This is a genomic window from Sphingomonas sp. MM-1 (assembly GCF_000347675.2).
Lineage (GTDB): Bacteria > Pseudomonadota > Alphaproteobacteria > Sphingomonadales > Sphingomonadaceae > Sphingomonas_E > Sphingomonas_E fennica.
Genome location: NC_020561.1, coordinates 3,064,824 through 3,087,138, shown reverse-complemented (window position 1 = coordinate 3,087,138; position 22,315 = coordinate 3,064,824). Strand labels below are relative to the sequence as shown.

16 protein-coding genes are annotated in these 22,315 nt (G+C 67.4%); 12 read left to right on the top strand and 4 right to left on the bottom strand.

Translation table 11 applies throughout. The features are described from left to right. Positions 1-22 precede the first annotated feature (22 nt). A complete protein-coding gene (locus tag G432_RS14785) occupies positions 23-490 on the bottom strand; it encodes a peptidylprolyl isomerase (protein WP_015459625.1) in 468 nt (155 codons plus the stop codon). A gap of 30 nt (positions 491-520) precedes the next feature. Next, positions 521-1,549, bottom strand: a complete 1,029-nt coding sequence (locus G432_RS14780; RefSeq protein WP_015459624.1) for an LLM class flavin-dependent oxidoreductase — start codon at positions 1,547-1,549, stop codon at positions 521-523. A gap of 64 nt (positions 1,550-1,613) precedes the next feature. On the opposite strand from G432_RS14780, the gene G432_RS14775 reads away from it, so the two are divergent. The 3 genes from G432_RS14775 (at position 1,614) to G432_RS14765 (ending at position 5,152) form a co-directional block, all read left to right on the top strand. Beyond that, on the top strand, positions 1,614-3,185 hold the full coding sequence (locus tag G432_RS14775) for a DHA2 family efflux MFS transporter permease subunit (RefSeq protein ID WP_015459623.1): 1,572 nt from the start codon (positions 1,614-1,616) through the stop codon (positions 3,183-3,185). 95 nt (positions 3,186-3,280) lie between these two features. Beyond that, a complete protein-coding gene (gene mgtE, locus G432_RS14770; RefSeq protein WP_015459622.1) occupies positions 3,281-4,690 on the top strand; it encodes a magnesium transporter in 1,410 nt (469 codons plus the stop codon). Between the two features lie 39 nt (positions 4,691-4,729). Then, positions 4,730-5,152 carry a DUF1489 domain-containing protein gene (locus G432_RS14765; protein ID WP_084652946.1) on the top strand — a complete coding sequence of 141 codons (423 nt, stop codon included), beginning with the start codon at positions 4,730-4,732 and terminating at the stop codon, positions 5,150-5,152. A gap of 1 nt (position 5,153) precedes the next feature. On the opposite strand, the gene bla is transcribed toward G432_RS14765, so the two are convergent. Beyond that, positions 5,154-6,059, bottom strand: a complete 906-nt coding sequence (bla, locus tag G432_RS14760) for a subclass B3 metallo-beta-lactamase (protein ID WP_015459620.1) — start codon at positions 6,057-6,059, stop codon at positions 5,154-5,156. A gap of 106 nt (positions 6,060-6,165) precedes the next feature. Here bla and G432_RS14755 point away from each other — a divergent pair, with 106 nt between their 5' ends. After that, positions 6,166-7,011, top strand: a complete 846-nt coding sequence (locus G432_RS14755) for a shikimate 5-dehydrogenase (protein WP_015459619.1) — start codon at positions 6,166-6,168, stop codon at positions 7,009-7,011. A gap of 9 nt (positions 7,012-7,020) precedes the next feature. Here G432_RS14755 and G432_RS14750 read toward each other — a convergent pair whose 3' ends face one another. Continuing rightward, entirely contained in the window at positions 7,021-8,034 is a 1,014-nt protein-coding gene (locus G432_RS14750; RefSeq protein WP_015459618.1) for a LacI family DNA-binding transcriptional regulator, read from the bottom strand. A gap of 67 nt (positions 8,035-8,101) precedes the next feature. Between G432_RS14750 and G432_RS14745 the strand changes: the two genes are divergently transcribed. The 8 genes from G432_RS14745 to G432_RS14715 all read left to right on the top strand — a co-directional run bounded on the left by G432_RS14745 (position 8,102) and on the right by G432_RS14715 (position 22,279). Continuing rightward, the gene (locus tag G432_RS14745) at positions 8,102-9,622 is read left to right on the top strand and encodes an MFS transporter (protein ID WP_041864944.1); all 1,521 of its coding nucleotides are present in this window, start codon (positions 8,102-8,104) and stop codon (positions 9,620-9,622) included. 559 nt (positions 9,623-10,181) lie between these two features. Then, positions 10,182-11,222 (top strand): TonB-dependent receptor plug domain-containing protein, encoded by a 1,041-nt coding sequence (locus tag G432_RS23965; RefSeq protein WP_202192014.1) that lies wholly within the window; start codon positions 10,182-10,184, stop codon positions 11,220-11,222. 147 nt (positions 11,223-11,369) lie between these two features. After that, entirely contained in the window at positions 11,370-13,643 is a 2,274-nt protein-coding gene (locus G432_RS14740; RefSeq protein ID WP_202192013.1) for a TonB-dependent receptor, read from the top strand. Positions 13,644-13,747: 104 nt separating this feature from the next. Continuing rightward, positions 13,748-15,280, top strand: a complete 1,533-nt coding sequence (locus G432_RS14735) for a tryptophan halogenase family protein (RefSeq protein ID WP_015459616.1) — start codon at positions 13,748-13,750, stop codon at positions 15,278-15,280. After that, a complete protein-coding gene (locus tag G432_RS14730; RefSeq protein WP_015459615.1) occupies positions 15,277-16,779 on the top strand; it encodes a tryptophan 7-halogenase in 1,503 nt (500 codons plus the stop codon). The genes G432_RS14735 and G432_RS14730 overlap by 4 nt, the downstream gene beginning before the upstream one ends. Further along, positions 16,772-17,812 (top strand): cupin-like domain-containing protein, encoded by a 1,041-nt coding sequence (locus tag G432_RS14725; RefSeq protein WP_202192012.1) that lies wholly within the window; start codon positions 16,772-16,774, stop codon positions 17,810-17,812. Before G432_RS14730 ends, G432_RS14725 begins: the two co-directional genes overlap by 8 nt. A gap of 50 nt (positions 17,813-17,862) precedes the next feature. Further along, positions 17,863-19,881, top strand: coding sequence for a glycoside hydrolase family 97 protein (locus G432_RS14720; RefSeq protein ID WP_015459613.1), 2,019 nt, complete (start codon positions 17,863-17,865; stop codon positions 19,879-19,881). A gap of 262 nt (positions 19,882-20,143) precedes the next feature. Then, the gene (locus G432_RS14715) at positions 20,144-22,279 is read left to right on the top strand and encodes a sodium-translocating pyrophosphatase (protein WP_015459612.1); all 2,136 of its coding nucleotides are present in this window, start codon (positions 20,144-20,146) and stop codon (positions 22,277-22,279) included. Positions 22,280-22,315: the final 36 nt, after the last annotated feature.

The window sequence follows — 22,315 nt, the reverse complement described above, 5'->3', positions numbered from 1 at the left end:
CTTCTGGTCAAAGGTCAGGCGATCAGGCGTCGGCCGCGATCTTCGCCTTCAGGATCTTGCCGGGGGTGCGCGGCGGCTCGCCCTTGGGGAGCGCGTCGACATATTCCATGCCCTCGGTCACCACGCCCCACACGGTATATTGGCCGTCGAGGAAGGTGGCGTCGTCGAAGCAGATGAAGAACTGGCTGTTCGCGCTGTTCGGGTTCTGCGCGCGGGCCATGGAGGCGACGCCGCGCACGTGCGGCTCGCGGCTGAATTCGGCCTTGAGGTCGGGCTTCTTGGAACCGCCCATGCCGGTGCCCGTGGGGTCGCCGCCCTGCGCCATGAAGCCGTCGATCACGCGGTGGAAGACCACGCCGTCATAGAAGCCCTCGCGGGTCAGCTCCTTGATCCGCTCGACATGGCCGGGCGCGAGATCGGGGCGGAGCTGGATGACGACGTCGCCACCGCTGTCGAGGGACAGGATCAGGGTGTTTTCGGGATCGGCCATGATGGTCTCCTGGAAATAGGTGCGGGTTAACTAGGCGGCGTCGGCCACATCCGCCAGCCCATATTCGGCGGCGATCAGCTCGTAGCTGCGCCGCCGGGCGGGGTGATCGGACATGATGTTGACGAGCATGATCTCGTCCGCGCCATATTCCGCGGCCACGCCGTCGATCAGGCCACGCACCTCGGCCGGCGTGCCCAGCAGGGTGCGCCGCTGGCGCCGCTGGCTATCGGGATTCCCAGCGAGCCAGGCGAGCGCCTTCTCCATTGGCGGCACCGGGATCAGCTCGCCACGGAACAGATGGGCGAACATCATCGCCGCCGGCGCCGCCAGCGCCTGCGCCTCCTCGCTCGTGGGCGCCGCGATCGCCCAGCTCGCCGCCATCACATAGGGCCGTTCCAGCCAGCGCGAGGGCCGGAAGTTCCGGCGATACTGCTCCGCCATCTCGGCGCCCGCGGGGTTGATGAAGTCGGCGAAGCAATAAGGCAGGCCCGTCTCCGCCGCCCAGATCGCCGAATCCATCGACGATCCCAGAAGCCACGGATCGGGCGACCCCTGCGTGCCCGAAGGCAGCGTCGCCACCAGCGGGGCGAAGGCATGGTCGGCCGGCATGGTATCGCCCAGATAGGCGAGCAGCTCCGCCAGGTTCTGCGGGAAATCGTCCGAGGGGATGCGCCGCGAACGATCGCGCTGGAGGGCGTAGGCCGTGCGCCCGTCCGTCCCCGGCGCGCGGCCAAGGCCAAGGTCGATCCGCCCCGGAGCCAGCGCGCCCAGCATGCGGAAGGTCTCGGCGATCTTGAAGGGGGAGAAGTGCGGCAGCATGATCCCGCCCGATCCCACGCGGATGCGCGCCGTCGCCAGCGCCACCGGCCCGATCAGCGCCTCGGGCGCGACGCCGGCGATGCCGGGGGAGGCGTGATGCTCCGCCAGCCAATATCGGTGATAGCCCAGCCTGTCGGCGGTTCGCGCCAGGTCCAGCGTGTTGGCGAGCGCGTCTGCGGATGTGGTCCCTTCGGCAACGGGGGACTGGTCGAGAACGGACAGGCGATAATTTCGGGTCATGGCCTTGCATATGGGCATTGCGTTGCGGGTTGAAACCCTTGGATGGCGGGTCTAGCCCGAATCCATGTCCACGGCCGCCGCGTCCGCCTCCGCACCGCCTGCCCCGGCCTCGCCCGCCCTGCCCTCCCCGGCAAAGCGGCTGGCGATCACCATCACGGTGATGGCCGGCACGCTGATGCAGGTGCTCGATTCCACCATCGCCAACGTCGCGTTGCCGCACATGCAGGCTTCGCTGGGCGCCACGCAGGAATCGATCGCCTGGGTGCTCACCTCCTACATCATCGCGGTCGCCATCGCGACGCCGGTCACCGGCTGGATGGAATCGCGCTTCGGCCGGCGGGAGCTGTTCGTGGCCTCGGTGGTCGGCTTCACCCTCGCCTCCGCCGCGTGCGGGCTGGCCCCCACGCTCGAAACCATGGTCGCGGCCCGCGTGCTCCAGGGCGTGTTCGGCGCCTTCATCGGCCCGCTCACCCAGGCGATCATGCTGGACAGCTACCCCCGCGAAAAGCATGCCCAGGCGCTCACCATCTGGGGCATGGGCGTGATGATCGCGCCGATCATGGGGCCGGTGCTGGGCGGCTGGCTCACCGATCAGTGGAACTGGCGCTGGGTGTTCTTCATCAACGTGCCCTTCGGCATCGTAACCACCATCGCAAGCTGGCTGCTGCTGTCCTCCAGCCGGCTGGAAAAGACCCGGCTCGACATCACCGGCTTCATCCTGATCTCGCTGTTCCTGGTCGGCCTCCAGCTCGTGCTGGATCGCGGCACCCATCTCGACTGGTTCGATTCCCGCGAGATCGTGATCGAGGCGGCGCTCGCGGTCGCGGCGCTGTGGATGTATGTGATCCACAGCGCGACGACGGCGCGGCCGCTGATCCCGCTCGCCCTGTTCCGCGATCGCAACTTCCTGATCGCCAACCTGTTCATGTTCGTCGCCAGCGGCGTCAGCATCGCCGGCTCCGCGCTCACCGCGCCGATGCTGCAGACGCTGCTCGGCTACGACGCCTATGGCGCCGGCATCCTCGTCGCCCCGCGCGGGCTGGCGATGATGGTGTCGATGCTCGCCACCAGCTTCGTCACCAAATATGTCGACGGCCGGGTGGTGATCGCCATCGGCCTCGTCCTCGTCGCCGTATCGCAGATGATGATGAGCGGCTTCGATCTGGAGATGGGATCGCGGCCGATCATCTTCGCGGCGCTGATCCAGGGCCTCGGCCTCGGCATGTTCGTCCTGCCGCTGAACCTGCTCGCCTTCGCCACGCTCGCCCCCTATCTGCGCACCGAAGGGGCCGCGCTCTACAGCCTGTCGCGCAACATGGGCTCGTCGATCGCCATCTCGATCCTGTCCGCGCTGCTCGCCCGCAACACCCAGGTCAGCCATTCGGATCTCGCCGCCCATGTCAGCGCCTCCAGCCTCCCCTTCCTGACGCCCGGCACGCTGGAACGGTTCGGCCAGCAGGGCCACGACATCCTCCGCATGGTCGATGCGGAGGTGAACCGGCAGGCGCTGATGATCGCTTATATCGACGATTACTGGCTGATGGGCTGGGCGGTCGCGGTGCTGCTGCCCTTCGTCGTGCTGATGCGCGGCGTCGGCCGCAAGGCGGGCGATCCGCCCCCGCCGATGATGGAATAGCCCTCCATCCCAAAATCGCGTCCGGGGTGGCTGACATCGGCGGCGCCCCGGCCTAGAAGGCGGCCCGAATCCAGCACGCGCCAAGGTGGGGACCGATGAGCGAAACCGAATTCGATCCCGCGCACGGCGAACCCGTTGCCGAAACCAATCTCGACGAGGACGATCGGCTGAAGCCCGAATTCGTCGCCAGCGTCATCGCCCATGTCGAGGCGGGCGACGACGAAGGCGCGCGCGCGCTGGTCGCCCCCCTCCACCCCGCCGACATCGCCGACCTGTTCGAGCTGGTGCCCGGCGAGATGCGCCGCCCGCTCGCCGCCGCCATCGCCGATCGGCTCGACGGCGACGTGCTGTCGGAAATGAACGAATGGGTGCGCGACGAGCTGATCGAGGCGCTCGCCCCGCACGAGGTGGCGGAAATCGCCACCCAGCTCGATACGGACGACGCCGTCGCCATCATCGAGGAACTGGACGACGACGAGCAGCGCGCCGTGCTGCGCGCGATGGAGCCGGACGATCGCGCCGCGATCGAGGAAGCGCTGTCCTACCCGGAGGAATCCGCCGGCCGCCTGATGCAGCGCGATCTGATCGCGGTGCCAGAACATTGGACGGTGGGCGACGTCCTCGACTATCTTCGTTCGAACGAGGATCTCACCACCGATTTCTGGGAAATCTTCGTGGTGGACGGCCGCCATCACCCGGTCGGCACCTGCAATCTGAGCTGGATCCTCCGCACGCCGCGCGCGATCGCCATCGCCGATGTGATGAAGCGCGAGCAGACGCTGATCCCGGTGGACATGGATCAGGAGGAAGTGGCGCTCCGCTTCCAGAAATATGCGCTGATCTCGGCAGCCGTGGTCGATCAGGCCGGCCGCCTGGTCGGCATGATCACGGTCGACGACATCGTCCACATCATCCAGGAGGAAGCGGGCGAGGATATCCTCAAGCTCTCCGGCGCCGGCGACGGCGACATCAACGAGCCGGTGAAGGACAGCTACAAGGCCCGCGTCCGCTGGCTGCTCGCCAATCTGCTGACGGCGCTCGTCGCATCCACCATCATCGGGGTTTTCGAAGGCACGATCGCGAAGATGGTGGCGCTGGCCACGCTGATGCCGATCGTCGCCGGCGTCGGCGGCAATGCCGGCACGCAGACGATGGCCGTCACGGTGCGCGCTCTGGCCACGAACCAGCTCACCCAATCGAACACGATGCGCGCCATCGTCCGCGAAATCCGCATCGCGCTGCTGAACGGGGCCACCGTGGCGGCGGTGATCGGCACCGGCGTGGCGCTGGTGTTCGGCAATGCCGGGCTGGGTGCCGTGATCGCCGCCGCCATGATGACCAACATCGTCATCGCCGGCCTTGCCGGCGTGCTCGTCCCCGTCACGCTCGACAGGATGGACGTCGACCCCGCCGTATCCTCCTCCATCTTCGTCACGATGATTACCGATTCTATGGGATTCCTCGCCTTCCTCGGCCTCGCCACCGCCACCGGCCTTGCGGGCTGAGGCGCGCTCCCCACATCAGGCCGGCCGCCGGATGGCGGCATGCGTTCAGGTAAGAGGCCCGTGACACTCCACCTCACCAAGGTTGCCGTCGGCTGCTCCAGCCTCGAAATCCTGCAGGACCGCATCGCCGCGAACGCGGTGGACGGCACCGCCGCGATACGCACGCGCTACCGCCCCACCCGCGCGGCCGAGATGGCCGGCGGCTCGCTCTACTGGATCATCGCCCACCGGCTGGTCGCGCGGCAGGCGATATTGGGCTTCGAGGAAGCCGAGGGCGGCCGCTGCATCATCCGGGTCGATGCCCGCCTCGTCCCCGTCCGCGCCCGGCCCAAGCGCGCGCATCAGGGCTGGCGCTACCTCGACGGCAAGGATGCGCCCGAGGATTTCGACAGCGACGACGCCGATCTTTCCGCCATGCCCAAGGCGATGGTGGACGAGCTTTCGGCGCTGGCCCTGATCTGAATCAGCGCCCGCCCGCCGCCTCCTTCGCGAGGCGGGCGTCCAGCACCGCCTCATATTTGTCGGCATAGGCCCGGCAGGCCGCCGGATCGATGAAGGGATTGGGTTCGGCTCCCTGCGCCAGCCGGGCGATCTTCCCATCACCGCCCGAATGATCGGGATGCGCCGTCAGCAATATGTCGCACTTCATCGCCCGCACCGTGGCGAAGCTGCGGCGGAAGGCGGCAACCGTCGCCCGGTGGGCCGGATCGGAGAAGCGATAGCCGTCGGCCGAAACCGGGTTCAGGCTCGATCCGAACAGGATGTCGGCGCATCGCGCGCCCTCGCAGCTCCGCCAGGCCCAGCTCATGCTGCCGGTGGTGTGGCCCGGCGTCGCCCGCGCGGTGATCGTCGTGCCGCCCAGCCTGATCCGCTCGCCATCGCGCACGGCGCGCAGCTTCGCCACCGGCGGGAAGGCCGCCAGCGTGCCCGCCTGCGGATCGTCCGGCCCGCTCTCGCCCCGCCGCAACAGCGCCGCCGCCGGCACGCTGGCGATCACCGTGGCGCCGCTGTCGCGCGCCAGCGCCGCGAGGCCGCCGGCATGGTCGTAATGCGGCTCCGTGCTCAGGATCAGCCTGACATCCTTCACGTCGAAACCCAGCCGGCGGATATTCTCCTCGATCGCCGGCACGCCCTGCGGCAGCGCGCCGTCGATCAGGATCAGCCCGGCTTCGGTGCGGATCAGCGCCACGGTCATACCGGCGAAGCCCACCAGATAGGTGTCGCCGAAGATGCGCGCCGGCGCCTGCGGCCGCAGCCAGCGCGCGGCATAATCGGATGCGATCGGCCGCAGCAGCGGATCGTCCGCCGCGGATGCCGAAGGCGCCACGACCACCGGCAGCGCCACCAGCAAGCCCATCCATGCCTTCACCCGCACCTCCCGCCTGTCCCGCTCTCCGGCAGAGGGATATCGGCCCCGTCCCGAAAAGCCACCCCGGACCGTGGCGATTTCGGCCCGGCCAGTCTAGGAACGCTCCATGTCCGCCCTTCGCCACCCCGCCCGCCCGCCCATCGGCCGCGACACGCGCCTGTGCATGTCGCTCTCCGCCCGGCCCAGCAATTTCGGCTCCCGCTTCCACAACAGCCTCTACGATCAGCTCGGCCTGGACTATGTCTACAAGTCCTTCTCGACGAAGGATCTTCCCGGCGCGATCGGCGGCATCAGGGCGCTCGGCATCCGCGGCTGCGCCATCTCCATGCCCTTCAAGGAAGCCGTCATCCCGCTGCTCGACGGGCTCGAGGGGTCGGCCCGCGCGATCGACAGCGTGAACACGATCGTGAACGACGACGGCCGGCTCACCGGCTACAACACCGATTACAGCGCGGTTCGCGCCCTCCTCGCCCAGGCCGGCATCGGCCACGACACCCGCTTCATTCTGCGCGGCAGCGGCGGCATGGCCAAGGCGGTCGCCGCCGCGCTGCGCGACGAGGGTGTCGAACGCGGCCTGATCGTCGCCCGCAACGCGGATGCCGGGCCGGCGCTGGCGGCCACATATGGCTATGACTGGGCGGCCGACCTTCCCGACATCGCGGATACCCCGCCGCTCCTCATCAACGTCACCCCGATCGGCATGGCCGGCGGCGACGAGGATGCCCTGCCCTTTCCCGAGGCGATGGTCGCCGCCGCCGATATCGCCTTCGATGTCGTCGCCTTCCCCGTGGAAACCCGCTTCCTCGCGCTGGCGCAAAGGCTGGGCAAGCGGCGCATCACCGGCGCCGAAGTGGCCGTCCTCCAGGCGCTGGAGCAGTTCGTGCTCTATACCGGCGTCACGCCCGATGCCGGGCAGATCCGCATCGCCGCCGAGGCGGCGCGCGCGGCCTGACGCCCCCCTTTACGCCCCGCAGGATTCGCGGACGATAAGGTCGGTCTGCAACCGGCCGGGAAGATTGTCCGGAACCGGATCGAGGATGCGCGAGACCAGCTGACGGCCGGCATCATAGGTATCCTGGCGGATGGTCGTCAGCGCGGGCGTGCTGAGCCGGCTGAGTAGCATATCGTCATAGCCCACGACCGAAACGTCGCGCGGCACGGCGAGACCGGCGCGACGCAGCGCGCGGATCGCCCCCAGCGCGATCAGGTCGCTCGACGCGACGATGCCGTCGAAGGCCACGTTGCGCCTGAGCAGCCGGCTGACGGCGGCCTCCGCCGATTCCAGCTCGAAATCCACCGGCACGTCCAGCTTGGGGTCCGCCTCCAGCCCGGCTTCCTTCAATCCTTCCATATAGCCGCGCCGCCGCTGCACCGCCTCGGGATCGGCGCCGCCCAGGAACATGATCCGCTTGCGCCCCAGCCGGGCGAGATGGCCGGTCGCCCGGCGGCCACCCAGCAGATTATCCGACCCGATCGAGCAATAACGCTGCCCCAGCATCTGCGCGCCCCAGACCACGAAGCGCGCATTGGTATCGACCAGGCGATTGAGCGCATCGTGCAGCATCGCCTGGCCGAGGAAGATCACCCCGCTGGCCCGGCTGGTGGTGACGGCGGAGACGAGATCCTCATAGCTGGCGGGCGCGGTGTGGCTGACGGTGAAATCGCAATCCCGCGCGCGCGCCGCCTCGCCGATGCTGGCGAGAAGTTCCAGGAAGAAGGGGTGCGACAGGGGCAGCGGCCGGCCGCGCATGTGCGGCGTCACGATCGCGATCGATCCTTCCGCGCCGATCGGCCCGGCCGGCATATAGGGGCGGAAGGGATAATCATGCTCGCGCGCCAGCGCCCAGATGCGCTGCTTGGTGCGCGTGCTGATCAGCGGATGATCGTTGAGCGCGCGCGACACCGTGGATATCGATACCCCGGCAAGCTGCGCCAGATCCTGCAGCGTGGTATTGCTGTTGCTACTGCTGGTCATTGCGCTCAAGCTGAACGTGGGGCGAATGCGAGCACCTTAGCGCATCAAAGGGGGGCCTTTGCAAGCGATGGACAGACATGCCGGCCGCTGCACGGTGATCCGGCCGCGCCTTTCCTTCATGCAGATATGGAACATGTGCTGCGGCCTGTTCGGCGTGCAGATCGTGTGGGGGCTCCAGAACGCCAACACCAGCCGCATCTTCCAGACGCTGGGTGCCGACGTGGACGAGCTGGCGATCCTGTGGATCGCGGCGCCGATCACCGGGCTGCTGGTGCAGCCGATCATCGGCTATCTGAGCGACCGCACCTGGACCCCGCTCGGCCGGCGGCGGCCCTATCTGCTCGGCGGCGCGATCCTGACGGCGATCGCGCTGTTCGCCATGCCCAACGCGCCGACGCTCTGGGCGGCCAGCGTGATGCTGTGGGTGCTGACCGCCTCGGTCAACATCGCGATGGAGCCGTTCCGCGCGCTCGTGGCGGATACCCTGCCGGAGGAGCAGCGCGCCCAGGGCTTCGCGATGCAGGTGTTCTTCATCGGCGCCGGGGCGGTCTTCGCCTGCGCCCTGCCATGGATACTGACCCACTGGTTCGGCATGAGCAGCCGGGGCGAGCCGCACATGCTGGCGCAATCGGTGCGGCTGGCTTTCTATATCGGCGGCGCCTTCGTTCTCGCCGCCGTGGCGTGGACCGTGTTCACCACGCCGGAACGCCCGCCGGCCAGCCTTGCCGCCGATGCGTGGGGGCCGCCGCCGCACACCGTGCCGAGCGCGGAGGGCGCCGCCTCGCTGATCCGGGGCGGCATATTCTGGATGACGGGGGGCGCCGCCGTCGCGCTGGTCGCGGCCTGGGTGCGCTACGAACGGGAAGTCTATGTCGTGGCGGCCATCGCCGTGGCGTTCGGCCTCGCCCAGCTCGCCACCGTGTGGCGGCGGCGGCGCGGCCATAGCGCGCTCGGCATGCTGGAGATCGTGGAGGACATCCTCCACATGCCCGATGTGCTGCGGCGCCTCGCCATCGTGCAATTCTTCACCTGGTTCGGCCTGTTCGCCATGTGGATCTACACCATCCCGGCCGTGGCCGCGCGCCACTACGGCACCACCGATCCGGGCTCCGCCGCCTATAATGCCGGCGCCGACTGGGTGGGCGTGCTGTTCGCGGGGTATAATGGCGTCGCGGCCGTCATGGCGCTGGCCCTGCCCCGCATCGGCGCGCGCATCGGCAAGCGGATCACCCATGCGACCTGCCTCGCTCTGGGCGCGCTCGGGCTGGCGGGCTTCCTGCTGATCGATGATCCGCGCCTGCTGTGGATACCCATCATCGGCATCGGCTGCGCCTGGGCGTCGATCCTCTCCATCCCCTATGCGCTGCTTGCCGATGCGGTGCCCGTGCACAAGACCGGCGTCTATATGGGCATTCACAACATGTTCCTCGTCCTGCCCCAATTGGTCGCCGCCACCGTGCTCGGCCCGCTGGTCGGCCACGGCTTCGGCGGACAGGCGATATTCGCGATCGCGCTGGCCGCCGGCTGCCTCATGCTGGCGGCCCTGTGCGCACTCGCCATACCGCGCCCCGCGAGCCAGCACGGCTGAACCGCCTCATCCTGCGCAACCGTTTATGCAAATTTTGCAATGACAGGGCAAGAGCCCGGCAATTTTTCTCTCCCGACAAACAACGCCACCCAGCGCCGGCAGCCCAATATCCGGCATTTTTCCATCAATATCCGTAATTTAATATCGTCCTATGGTCACATATCGTCATTTTCCACCGGTCAAATAGTTCTTGCACTCTCCGCAAACTTACGCAAAGTTGCGCAAATCGAAGCATCGACGCGGCTTTGCGCGCCGATTCGATTCGAGGAGATGGCACGGCGGCGGCATGGATCGCCCCGGCCGGAGAGGAGGGGGACCGATGGAATCGCGCATAACATGCGCCTCACGCGGGCCGGGGCCAGGCATCGCCGCTCCGGGCGCCAGGTCCGGCCACCACCAATTGATCGGGAAGCATCCGGGACGGCCCAGCAGGCCGGAACCGGCTTTCGACGCGAATCCCGCATGACAAAGCGGGGCGGCAGCGCCCCGGCTTCGATTGCGTGAACAACGCCGCGCCCCGCGAGGGGACACGGCATGATGGGGAAAAGGGGAGTTTAGCATGAGGGACGTGCGTTCGAATCGCGCCTGCGGCGCCATTCTGAGAGGCGGCGCATCGCTGACGGTGCTTGCGCTGGTCGGCTTCGGCACAGCGACGCAGGCATTCGCCGAGGATCAGATCACCGCCGCCAACGTCGCGATCACCGCCGCCGAGGCCGCCAATGCCGCGCCCGCGGAAGCCGCGGACAGGGAAAATCCGAGCGACATCGTCGTCGTCGGCGTGCGCGGCGCCCTCGCCAGCGCGCAGAACATCAAGAAGAATGCCGACACCGTCGTCGATTCGATCACCGCGACCGACATCGGCGCCTTCCCGGACAAGTCGGTGTCCGAGGCGCTCCAGCGCGTTCCCGGCATCACCGTCTCCCGCCTGCAGTCGAGCGACGACAGCACGCACCCCTCGGGCGAGCCGACCAGCGTCCTCGTGCGCGGCCTGCCGCAGGTCCGCACCGAGTTCAACGGCCGCGACAGCTTCTCGGCCGATGCCTCGCGCGGGCTGAACTTCAACGACGTCTCGCCCGAGCTGATGGCCGGCGTCGACGTCTACAAGAACCAGACGGCCGAGATGATCGAAGGCGGCATCGCCGGCACGGTCAACCTCCGCACCCGCCTGCCCTTCGATCAGGACGGCCTGCTCGTCTCGGGCAACCTGAAGGGCAATTATGGCGACCGGTCCGACAAATGGACCACCGAATATTCGGGCATCGTCAGCTATTCGAAGGAAACCGACGCCGGCCGCTTCGGCCTGATGGCCAATTACGCCCGCTCGCACGTGGTGACGCGCACCGAAAGCGTCATCATGGACAAGATCGACACCTATTGCTCGGCCGGCGCGCTCGCCCCCGATGGCGAGACCGGCATAATCGGGCCGGACGGCAACGTCGTCTGCACGGCCAATCCCTTCGGCGGAAACAACTGGGCCTTCATTCCCGATGGCGTCCGCTTCTCGCAGGTCGATTATGATCGCACCCGCCACGGCGTGGCGCTTGCGGCGCAATATGAGAATCCGACCGGCAATTTCCGCGCCACCGCGCAATATACCTAGTCGAAATATCACAACGCCTGGCTGGAACGCGCCGCGCATACGAAATTCGAAGGTGGCTATTACGGATCGTCCGCCTTCCGCCCGCGCGCGAGCAGCAACCTGGGTCCGGCGCCCGGCACCGGCAGCCTGATCTTCGGCGCGGACGGCATGCTCACCTCCGGCACGCTGACCGGCGGCACCGGCGACTGGGGCGGCAGCACCGAGGACAATATCAATCGCGGCTCCGCGGTTCCCGGCCTTCCCTTCGTCAATTATTGCGGCGCCGGATCGAACTGCGAAACCCAGCGCCAGGGCCTCTATCTGGAAAATGAGGCGCGCAATTTCGACCATAAGGAAAACACGAAGGATTTCTCCTTCAACGCCAAATGGGATCCGACGGACCGGCTGCACGCCAGCTTCGACGTCCAGCGCATCACCGCCTCGACCGACAATTACGACATCCTCGTCGCCACCGGATCGATGGCGAACATGCAATATAGCGTGAACAAGGACGGCACGCCGCAGGTCAACCTGCTGCCCGGCTCCAACGTCAATTATGCCGAAGGCGGCCTCGCCAACCCGCATAATTACTGGATGCCGTTCATCCAGGCCCATCTGGAGGACAATAACGCCAAGGAAACCGCGCTGCGCGGCGACGTCGAATATGAATTCGACGACAATAGCTGGATCAACTCGCTGAAGGTCGGCGTCCGCTATGCCGATCGCAGCCAGACGGTGCGCTATTCCACCTTCAACTGGACGCCGATCGCGGCCCCTTATTACAATTGCAACGGCCCGGGCTTCAACATCGACAACACCTCGCCCGCCCCCTACCCCACCGCCTGCGCCAACGGCCGCCCGGATTTCCAGGGCTATGGATCGGGCATCTGGGAGTCGGTCGGCCTCGGCAAGGATTTCTACAACGGCAACGTCTTCCCCAACACCAACCTCGTCTTCATGAACCGCAAGACGTTGCAGGATCGGCAAGGGCTGCCGGAGGCCGTGAGCGGCCCGGCCACGAATTCGCCCCTCCCGCCGGGCTGGGTGCCGATCTGCGACCGGCCGGGGCTGCCGGAGAATAGCTGCTTCCTGCCGCAGGAAGTGATGCACGTGAAGGAAAAGACCACCGCCGGCTACATCATGATGCGGTTCGGCGGGGACGATAAGACGATCTTCAACGACGTCACCGTCCAGGGCAATGTCGGCGTCCGCGTGGTCCACACGGAAATCACCAGCACCGGTTCGGTGGGCTTCCCCACCAATACCGATCTCACCCGATTGCTGGAATCGCCGTGCGGCGATCCGCTCGGGCCGAACTCGGTGGTGAATCCGGCCTGCTACCTGACCGACGACATCCTGGCTTTCGCCGATGCGTCGAACCTGCCCAACACGTTCAAGACCTCCTATACGCACGCCTTGCCCAGCCTGAACGTGCGCTTCGGCCTGGACGACAAGCAGTTCATCCGCTTCGCGGCGTCGCGGGCGATATCGCGCCCCGATTTCGGCCTGCTTCGGAACTATGTTTCGATCCAGACGCCGGTGATCGATACGGCGCCGGATTCGCCTTATGTGGTCTACACCTCGCCCGACGCGCCGCACACGCCGGAGAATGTGAAGGGCTACAACTTCCTGTTCCGGGCGGAATCGGGCTATGCGGCGCTCAAGCCGGTGCGGGCCGACCAGTTCGACCTCACCTATGAACGCTATATGGGCAATAACAGCGCGCTCAGCGTCGGCGCCTTCTACAAGAAGCTGCATGGCAGCTTCTCCTATGGCGAATTCGGCCGCGAATTCACCAACGACGCCGGATCGAAGCAGACCGTGCTGATGCGCGGTCCCCGCAACCAAAAGGGCGGCGGCGAGCTTTACGGCGTCGAAGCGGCCTACCAGACCTTCTTCGATTTCCTGCCCGGCCTGCTGAGCGGCCTCGGCATGCAGGCCAACTACACCTATGTCCACCAGTCGGGCATCAACAACTCGAACCTCGTGACCCAGGGCGCGCTCGATGCCGGCGGCACTGGCGGGTTCGGCGCGGGCCTGGACGTGACCGGCAACCGCGGCGCGGTGATCGACTCCCATCGCCTGGCGGGCATCTCCACGCACTCGTTCAACGTGGTGGGGCTGTATGAAAAGGGTCCGGTCGGCTTCCGTCTCGCCTATAACTGGCGGTCGCGCTTCCTGACCAACAACCTCGATTGCTGCATCGGCCTGCCGGTGTTCCAGAAGTCGGCCGGTTTCCTCGACGGATCCATCCGCTTCTCGGTGAACCAGTTCATCGAGCTTTCGGTCGAAGCCTCCAACCTGCTCGATACCAAGACGGTCTATCAGCAGCAGATCTTCGGTGACTCGATCGTCACGCCGGGTGCGAAGGCGGTCTATCGCGATGCCGGCTGGAACCGCGTCGACCGGCGCTTCCAGTTCGGCGCCCGCTTCAAGCTCTGATCCCCACTGGCGTCGCCGCAGGTCTCCCGCGGCGACGCCGATTTTTCCGGTCCGAACATCGGGGGCGGCACATGCAGGCAGATGAAGCGGTGGCAAGATCCCGGTTGAGGATCGTCATCGTCGGCGGGGGTTCCGCCGGCTGGATGTGCGCGGCCGGCCTTGCCCGGCTCCTGCCCGCGACCGACTATGACATCACCCTGATCGAATCCGACGAGATCGGGACGGTGGGCGTGGGCGAAGCGACGCTCCCCCACATCAAGACCTTCAACGACATGCTCGGGATCGACGAGGCGGAGTTCCTGCGCGAAACCCAGGGCACCTTCAAGCTCGGCATCGAATTCGTCGGCTGGGACCGGCCGGGCGATCGCTACATCCACCCCTTCGGCGCCTTCGGCGAGCCCTGGGCGGGCGTCGATTTCCAGCATCATTGGGTGCGGGCGGCGCAAGCCGGCTTCGATCCCGGCCCGATCCAGGATTATTCCTTCGCCGTCGCCGCCGCGCGCGCCGATGCCTTCGAATTCCCCGATGGCGATCGCAACTCGATCCGCTCCACCTATGCCTATGCCTATCATTTCGACGTCGGCCTCTATGCGGCCTTCCTGCGCCGCTGGGCGACGGCGCGGGGCGTGCGCCGGATCGACGGGCAGGTGATCGATGTCGGCCACAACGCCATATCCGGCCATGTCGAGACGCTGCGCCTGAAATCGGGCGCGACGCTGGCGGGCGACATCTTCGTCGATTGCAGCGGCTTCCGGTCGCTGCTGCTCGGCGGGGTCATGGGCGTCGCATGGCAGGACTGGAGCGAGTGGCTGCCCTGCGACCGCGCGCTCGCCGTGCCGTGCCGGCGGACGACCGCGCTCACCCCCTATACCCGCGCCACCGCGCAGCGGGCGGGCTGGACGTGGCGCATCCCGCTCCAGCATCGGGTGGGCAACGGCTATGTCTTCTCCAGCCGTTACTGCGACGAGGACCAGGCCCGCGAAACCCTGCTCGCCGCGATCGAGGGCGAGCCGCTGGCCGAGCCACGCCTGCTCCGCTTCGCCGCCGGCCGCCGCGCGCTTGCCTGGGAACGCAACTGCATCGGCATCGGCCTGGCCAGCGGCTTCCTGGAACCGCTGGAATCGACCAGCATCTTCCTGATCCAGGCGGCGGTGATCGATCTCGCCAGCCTGATGCCCACGCCCGGCTTCGGCAATCGCATGGACCCGCGGCTGATCGCCGAATTCAATCGCCTGTTCGAGATCCAATATGATCGGGTGCGCGATTTCCTGGTGCTGCATTATGCCGCCAACCGCCGCGAGGGCGAGCCGCTGTGGGATCATGTCCGCGCCATGCGGCTGCCCGACAGCCTGACCCACAAGATCGAGCTGTTCGAGGCCAGCGCCGCCGCGCCCGATTACGCTTACGGCCTCTTTTCCCGCGACAGCTGGCTTTCCGTGCTGTTCGGCCAGGGGCTGCGGCCCCGCGCCTATAACCGGCTGGCCGATCATCTTCCCCTGGAAGAACTGGAAAGGCGGATGCGCGACCTCAGGAGCCGCATCGCCGCCAATGCCGGGCTGATGACGGCGCAGGAGGATTTCATCGCCGGCTACTGCCCGGCGTCGCCCCCTGCCCCGCCGATGGAGAGCGCGGCATGAGCGCGCACCCGATCGAGACGGTCGTCATCGTCGGCAGCGACACGACGCTGTGGCTGGCGGCGGCCGTGCTGCGCAATGCGTTGCGACCGGCGGGGCTGGCGGTCGAGGCGGTCGAGCTGCCGGCCACGCTCCGCCCCGCCGACGTCCACGCCACCCTGCCGCCGCTGGAGGCGCTGCACGCGCAGCTCCGCATCGACGAGAAGGCGCTGTTGCGGAGCACGGGCGGCGCCTTCTCGCTCGGCCAGAACTTCACCGATACCAGCGGCGCGGCGCCCGCCTTCCTGCATGCCTATGGCTCGTGCGGCGCGCCGATCGAGGATCGCGAATTCTTCGCTTACTGGCTGAAGGCCCGGCGCCACGGCCTGGCGGTGCCGCTGGACGATTTCTCGCTCACCGCATCGGCCGCCCGCCACGGCCGGCTGATGATCCCGGATGACGAGACCGATCGCTATGGCCGCGCGGACTATGGCTATCACCTGCCCGCCCTCGCTTATGCCCGCAGCCTGAAGATGCTGGCGATCCGCGATGGCGTGCGGGCGCACGAGACCAGCGCGCTCGGCATCGCCCTCGATCCCGACAGAGGCACGATCAAGGCGGTGGAACTGGAAGGCGGCCGGCGCATCGAGGGCCAATTGTTCATCGACGCCACCGCCGACGCCCGGCTGATCGGCCGCGCGCTCGGCGTGCGCGTGGAAAGCTGGCGCGATCACTTCCCCGTCGACCGGGTTCTCGCCGCCACCGGCCCGCGCTTCGCCTCGATCCCCATCTATGCCGAGGTGCGCGCGTCCGAAGGCGGCTGGACGGCGCTTCACCCGACCCAGGCCGCGACCCATGTCGTCCATGCCTATGCCAGCGCTTCCGCCAGCGACGAGGAAGCGGCGGTGGCGGCCGCCCGCGCGGCGGGCATGCCGATCGCCGACATCGCGATACGATCGCCGGAGCCCGGTCGCCGCGAAAGCGCGTGGGCCGGCAATTGCGTGGCGATCGGGGCGGCCGCCTGCACCTTCGATCCGGTCCATGGCGTCGATCTGCACGCCGCCCAGCTCGGGCTGGTGCACCTGCTGTCCTTTTTCCCCGCCGGAACCGGCCATGCGGCCGAGCGCGCGGAATATAACCGGATCATGCGGTCGAGCCTCTGCCGGCTGCGCGATTTCCAGTCCGCTCATTATGCGCTCAACCGCTATGGAGACGCCCCTTTCTGGACGACGGCGCGCGAAGCGGCGCTGCCGGCGGAGCTCGCGCAGGATATCGCCACCTTCCGCGCGCGCGGCCTCGTCGCGCCGCGCGAGGATGAAAGCTTCTCCCCCGACAGCTGGCGCGCCCTGTTCGTCGGCCATGGCATCGTGCCGGAAAGCTATATCCCGGCGGTCGATACCGTGGCGGCCGATATGGTGAAGGAACATTTCCGGCGGATGCTGGGCTTCGTGCGCGATCAGGTGATGCGCCAGCCCACGCACGACCAGTATCTGGACGGCATCGGCGGGGCTTCCCGTGGCTGAAGCCGCGCGCCTCGATCCCATGGCGGCGATATTCGATATCGATGCCCTGCCCGAGGTGGCGGCGATCGCGCGCCCGGCGGATATCGCGGCACTGGTCGCGGCGGAAACGCCCGTTGTCGTCAAGGGCCTCGTCGATGCCTGGCCGGCGGCGGCGATCGGCCGGCGATCGCCGCAACAGCTCAACGCCTATCTCAAGGCCATGGATCGCGGCGCGCCCGGCCCGGTGATGGAGGCCCCGGCGCGCGGCGGCGGACGGTTCGGCTACGGGCCGGACATGCGCGAATTCAGCTTCACCAGGCGCCAGGCCCGGATCGGCGAGACGCTGGACCGGATGGAACGCCTGATCGGCCAGCCCAATGCGCCGTTCGTGGCGATCCAGATGCTGCCGCTCGCCAGCCATCTGCCAGATTTCGCGGCGGCCAACCCGATGCCGCTGCTGCCGGGGGTGATGCCCCTGCTGTGGATCGGCGGCCCCGTCCGGTCGCAGACCCATAATGACCGCGATCATAATCTGGCCTGCGTCATCGCCGGGCGGCGGCGCTTCCTGCTCTTTCCGCCCGATCAGGTCGGCAATCTCTATATCGGCCCGCCCGATCGGCCGCCGCCCTTGTCGCTGGTCGATCCCGAAGCGCCGGACCTCGATCGCTTCCCGCGTTTCCGCGCGGCGATGGCGGCCGCCCGCGTCGCCCGGCTCGATCCCGGCGACGCGCTGTTCCTGCCCCGTTACTGGTGGCACCACGTCACCTCGCTCGATCCCTATAATGCGATGGTGAACTATTGGTGGGGCGGCGCACCCGCCGGGATCGAGAATCCCAACGACATCTTCCAGGCGGCGCTGCTTGCCATCAAGGAGCTGCCCGACAGCGAGCGGGCCTATTGGCGCGCGATGTTCGACGCCCATGTCTTCCGCGCGGAGGACGATGCCGTCGCGCACATCCCGCCCGATCTGCGCGGCCCCCTTGGCCCGATGCGCCCCGGCCAGCGCGCCGCCCTGAAGCAGCAGTTGCTGGCCGCGCTCGCCCGATCGCCATGATGCCCGGTCGAACCTTCCCCTTTTCCTCCCCACGAAAGAGATCCGCCCTGATGATCCTCCGTCCGCTTGCCCTTATCGCCGCGCTCGGCCTGCCTGTCGCAGCACAGGCGGCCAACCGCGAATGCGCGCAGTCGCCTGGCAAGGTGATCGAGCTGTGCGTGTTCGTGGATCAGGGCCAGGCCTTCTACCAAGTCAGCCGGCGCGGCGTGCCGGTGCTGGCCCCTTCCACGCTCGGCCTCGGCTTCGCCGGCGAACCGCGGGCGCGCTACACCGCGCTCGGCAATGCGCGCCGCGCCGCGGTGGACACCCAGTGGGAACAGCCCTGGGGCGAACAGCGGCTGATCCGCGACAATCATAACGAGCTGGCCGTGACGCTTACCGGCGATACCCCGCTCAACAGCAGCGTCGGCGTCACCTTCCGCCTGTTCGATGACGGCATCGGCTTCCGCTACGATTATGGCGCGATACCCGCTGGCCAGGCCGTGTCCGTCACCGCCGACCATAGCCAGTTCCGCACGGTCGGCGCCTATCAGGCATGGTGGTATGAGGCGCTGGGGCAGGAGCGCGACGAATATCTCTACACGCAGACCGACGCCCGCCGCATCACGCTGGCCGAAACGCCGCTGACGATGAAGGGCGAGAACGGCCTTTACCTTTCCTTCCACGAAGCCGCCCTGGTCGATTTCCCGAGCATGCTGCTGGCCGGCGATGGCGCGGGCACGCTCAGCGCGCGGCCGATGCCCTGGCCGGATGGCGTGCTGGCCCGCAAGACCGGCCCCTTCACCACCCCCTGGCGCACCGTCCTGATCGGGGAGAGCGCCGGGGCGCTGGCGGACAGCCGGATCGAGCTCAACCTGAACGAGCCCAGCCGCATCGCCGACATATCCTGGTTCAAGCCGACCAAATATGTCGGCGTGTGGTGGGAGATGCACCTCAAGAAGACGACATGGGGCAGCGGCCCCACGCATGGCGCCAACACCGCCAATGTCGAACGCTACATGGATTTCGCCGCCAAATATGGTTTCGGCGGGGTGCTGGTGGAGGGCTGGAACAAGGGCTGGGACGGCGAATGGACGGAGCATGGCGACCAGTTCAGCTTCACCGAGCCCTATCCCGATTTCGATATCCGGGCGATCACCGCTTATGGCAAGGCCAAGGGCGTCGAGCTGATCGGCCATCATGAAACCGGCGGGGCGGTGGTGAACTACGCGGCCCAGCTTGAGGACGCGATGAAGCTCTATCAGGATGTCGGCGTCTCGGTCGTCAAGACCGGCTATGTGAAGCATAGCGGCGACATCCTGGACGAGAATGGCGGCAAGCAGTGGTTCGCCGGCCAATATATGGTCCGCCATCACCTGCAGGCCGTGGAGGTCGCGGCCGCGCACCGGATCGCCATCGACGCTCACGAACCGGTGAAGGATACCGGGCTGCGCCGCACCTGGCCCAACATGATCAGCCGCGAAGGCGCGCGCGGGCAGGAATTCAACGCCTGGGGCACGCCGACCAATCCGCCCGAACATACGGTGATCCTGCCCTTCACCCGCATGCTCGCGGGGCCGATGGATTATACGCCCGGCATCTTCGACATCACCCACGGCAAGACGGAGGTGACCGAGCGGGTCCAGTCCACGCTGGCCACCCAGCTTGCCCTCTATGTAGTGCTATACAGCCCCGTGCAGATGGCGGCCGACCTGCCGGAGAATTACGAGGCGCGGCCCGATGCCTTCCAGTTCATCCGCGACGTGCCGACCGACTGGGAGACGTCCAGGACGCTCGCGGGCGAGATCGGCGACTATATCGTCGTCGCCCGCCAGCCGCGCGGCGGCAAGGACTGGTTCCTCGGTGCGCTGACCGACGAGGAAGCCCGCACCATCGGCCAGCCGCTGACATTCCTAACCCCCGGCAAGCGTTACGAGGCGCAGATCTATCGCGACGGGCCGGATGCCGATTACCGCACCAATCCGACCGCGCTCGTCACCGAACGCAGGATCGTGACCAGCAAGGACGTGCTGACCTTCAACCTCGCGCCGGGCGGCGGCACCGCGATCCGCTTCAAGCTGCTGAACTGAAGGGGGAGGCGGGGTGCGCCGTCGATCGGGCCGCATCCCGCCAGCCGCCATATCGATCTGTTGCGCCGGCACCTTCCGAGCATTGCCGAACAGCCAATAATTCGAATTGGCGACATGATGCGGACAGCCGTTTTTCCTTGTCCGTCACGGGATTGCCAAAGTCGATTCCCCCCCTATTCTGCCCGTCCAGCGTGAAGGGGCGGCACGAACGCACGAGAACGCCGGCCCGAACCTTCGCGCCCCAACAGGGGAAGGAGATCGGATGCCTATCGTCTATCTGGCCATAGCCTGCGGCGTCATCGCCATATTATACGGTTTGCTTACCAGTCGACAGGTTCTCGCCGCATCGCCCGGCAATGAGAAGATGCAGGATATCGCTGCCGCCATCCAGGAAGGCGCGCAGGCCTATCTGGGGCGGCAATATCGCACCATCGCCATCGTCGGCGTCGTGGTGGCGGCGCTGGTCCTGTATTTCCTGGGGCGCATATCGGCGGTCGGCTTCGTCATCGGCGCCGTGCTTTCCGGCGTCACCGGCTATATCGGCATGAACATCTCGGTTCGCGCCAATGTCCGCACCGCGGAAGCCGCGCGCGGCAGCCTGCAGGGCGGGCTCACCCTCGCCTTCCGCGCGGGCGCCGTCACCGGCATGCTCGTGGCGGGGCTGGGCCTGCTCGCGATCGCGATCTTCTTCTGGTATCTGACCGGGCCGGGCGGCATGTCGCTCGACATCCCCGAACAGAAGCGCGTGGTGATCGACGCGCTGGTGGCGCTGGCCTTCGGCGCCTCGCTGATCTCCATCTTCGCGCGCCTCGGCGGCGGCATCTTCACCAAGGCGGCGGACGTCGGCGCCGACCTCGTCGGCAAGGTCGAGGCCGGCATCCCCGAGGACGATCCCCGCAACCCCGCCGTGATCGCGGACAATGTCGGCGACAATGTCGGCGACTGCGCCGGCATGGCGGCCGACCTGTTCGAAACCTATGTCGTGACGCTCGGCGTGACGATGGTTTCGATCGCCCTGCTCATCACCGCAGCGCCCGCCGAACTGGGCGCGCTGATGTCGTTGCCGCTGGCGATCGGCGGCGTGTGCATCATCACCTCGATCATCGGCACCTACATGGTGCGGCTGGGCAAGAGCCAGTCGATCATGGGCGCGCTCTACAAGGGCTTCTGGACGTCGGCGATCCTGGCGGTGCCGGCCTTCTGGTTCGTCACCAACTGGGCGCTCGCCGGCTATGGCGGCATGGCGGCCACCTTCACGATCAACGATTTCAGCGGCAGCCCGATCGTCTTCACGGCGCTGGACCTGTTCTGGTGCATGCTGACGGGCCTTGCCGTGACCGGCGCGATCGTGTGGATCACCGAATATTATACGGGCACCAACTTCCGCCCGGTGCGATCGATCGCCCGCGCATCGGAAACCGGCCACGGCACCAACGTGATTCAGGGCCTGGCGATCAGCCTGGAGGCGACGGCGCTGCCGACGCTGGTGATCGTCGTCGCGGTGGTGCTGGCCTATCAGCTCGCCGGCATCGTCGGCCTCGCCTTCGGCGCCACCGCCATGCTGGCGCTGGCCGGCATGGTCGTGGCCCTCGACGCCTACGGCCCGGTAACGGACAATGCCGGCGGCATCGCCGAAATGGCGGGGCTGGACGATAGCGTCCGGGTCAAGACCGACGCGCTCGACGCGGTGGGCAACACCACCAAGGCCGTTACCAAGGGCTATGCCATCGGTTCGGCGGGGCTGGCGGCGCTGGTGCTGTTCGGTGCCTACACCACCGATCTCGGCATCTTCTTCCCGGAACTGAACGTCAACTTCTCGCTCGGCAATCCCTACGTCATCGTCGGGCTGCTGCTGGGGGCGCTGCTGCCCTATCTGTTCGGCGCCTTCGGCATGACCGCCGTGGGCCGCGCCGCCGGATCGGTAGTGGAAGAGGTCCGCGCCCAGTTCCGCGACAATCCGGGGATCATGGCGGGCACCAGCCGGCCGAATTATGCCCGCACGGTCGATCTCGTTACCAAGGCCGCGATCAAGGAGATGATCATCCCCTCGCTGCTGCCGGTGCTGGCGCCGATCGTCGTGTTCTTCGCCATCCGCGCGGTGGCGGGCGAGGCCAACGGCTTCGCGGCGCTGGGCGCGCTGCTGCTGGGCGTGATCGTGTCCGGCCTGTTCGTCGCCATCTCGATGACGTCGGGCGGCGGCGCGTGGGACAATGCCAAGAAATATATCGAGGACGGCCATCATGGCGGCAAGGGCAGCGACGCCCACAAGGCGGCCGTGACCGGCGACACGGTGGGCGATCCCTATAAGGATACCGCCGGCCCGGCGGTGAACCCGATGATCAAGATCACCAACATCGTGGCGCTGCTGCTGCTGGCGGCGCTCGCCCACGCGGGCTGAATTTCCTGAAGAATGCTGGCCCGTCCGGAGCGATCC

Coding starts and splice junctions, on each gene's coding strand:
- G432_RS14740 (WP_202192013.1), top strand. CDS start 11,370: ATGCTCACCTCCGGCACGCTGACCGGCGGCACCGGCGACTGGGGCGGC.
- G432_RS14755 (WP_015459619.1), top strand. CDS start 6,166: ATGTCCGCCCTTCGCCACCCCGCCCGCCCGCCCATCGGCCGCGACACG.
- G432_RS23965 (WP_202192014.1), top strand. CDS start 10,182: ATGAGGGACGTGCGTTCGAATCGCGCCTGCGGCGCCATTCTGAGAGGC.
- mgtE (WP_015459622.1), top strand. CDS start 3,281: ATGAGCGAAACCGAATTCGATCCCGCGCACGGCGAACCCGTTGCCGAA.
- G432_RS14785 (WP_015459625.1), bottom strand. CDS start 490: ATGGCCGATCCCGAAAACACCCTGATCCTGTCCCTCGACAGCGGTGGC.
- G432_RS14730 (WP_015459615.1), top strand. CDS start 15,277: ATGAGCGCGCACCCGATCGAGACGGTCGTCATCGTCGGCAGCGACACG.
- G432_RS14750 (WP_015459618.1), bottom strand. CDS start 8,034: ATGACCAGCAGTAGCAACAGCAATACCACGCTGCAGGATCTGGCGCAG.
- G432_RS14780 (WP_015459624.1), bottom strand. CDS start 1,549: ATGACCCGAAATTATCGCCTGTCCGTTCTCGACCAGTCCCCCGTTGCC.
- G432_RS14720 (WP_015459613.1), top strand. CDS start 17,863: ATGATCCTCCGTCCGCTTGCCCTTATCGCCGCGCTCGGCCTGCCTGTC.
- G432_RS14775 (WP_015459623.1), top strand. CDS start 1,614: ATGTCCACGGCCGCCGCGTCCGCCTCCGCACCGCCTGCCCCGGCCTCG.
- G432_RS14765 (WP_084652946.1), top strand. CDS start 4,730: ATGCGTTCAGGTAAGAGGCCCGTGACACTCCACCTCACCAAGGTTGCC.
- G432_RS14715 (WP_015459612.1), top strand. CDS start 20,144: ATGCCTATCGTCTATCTGGCCATAGCCTGCGGCGTCATCGCCATATTA.
- G432_RS14745 (WP_041864944.1), top strand. CDS start 8,102: ATGGACAGACATGCCGGCCGCTGCACGGTGATCCGGCCGCGCCTTTCC.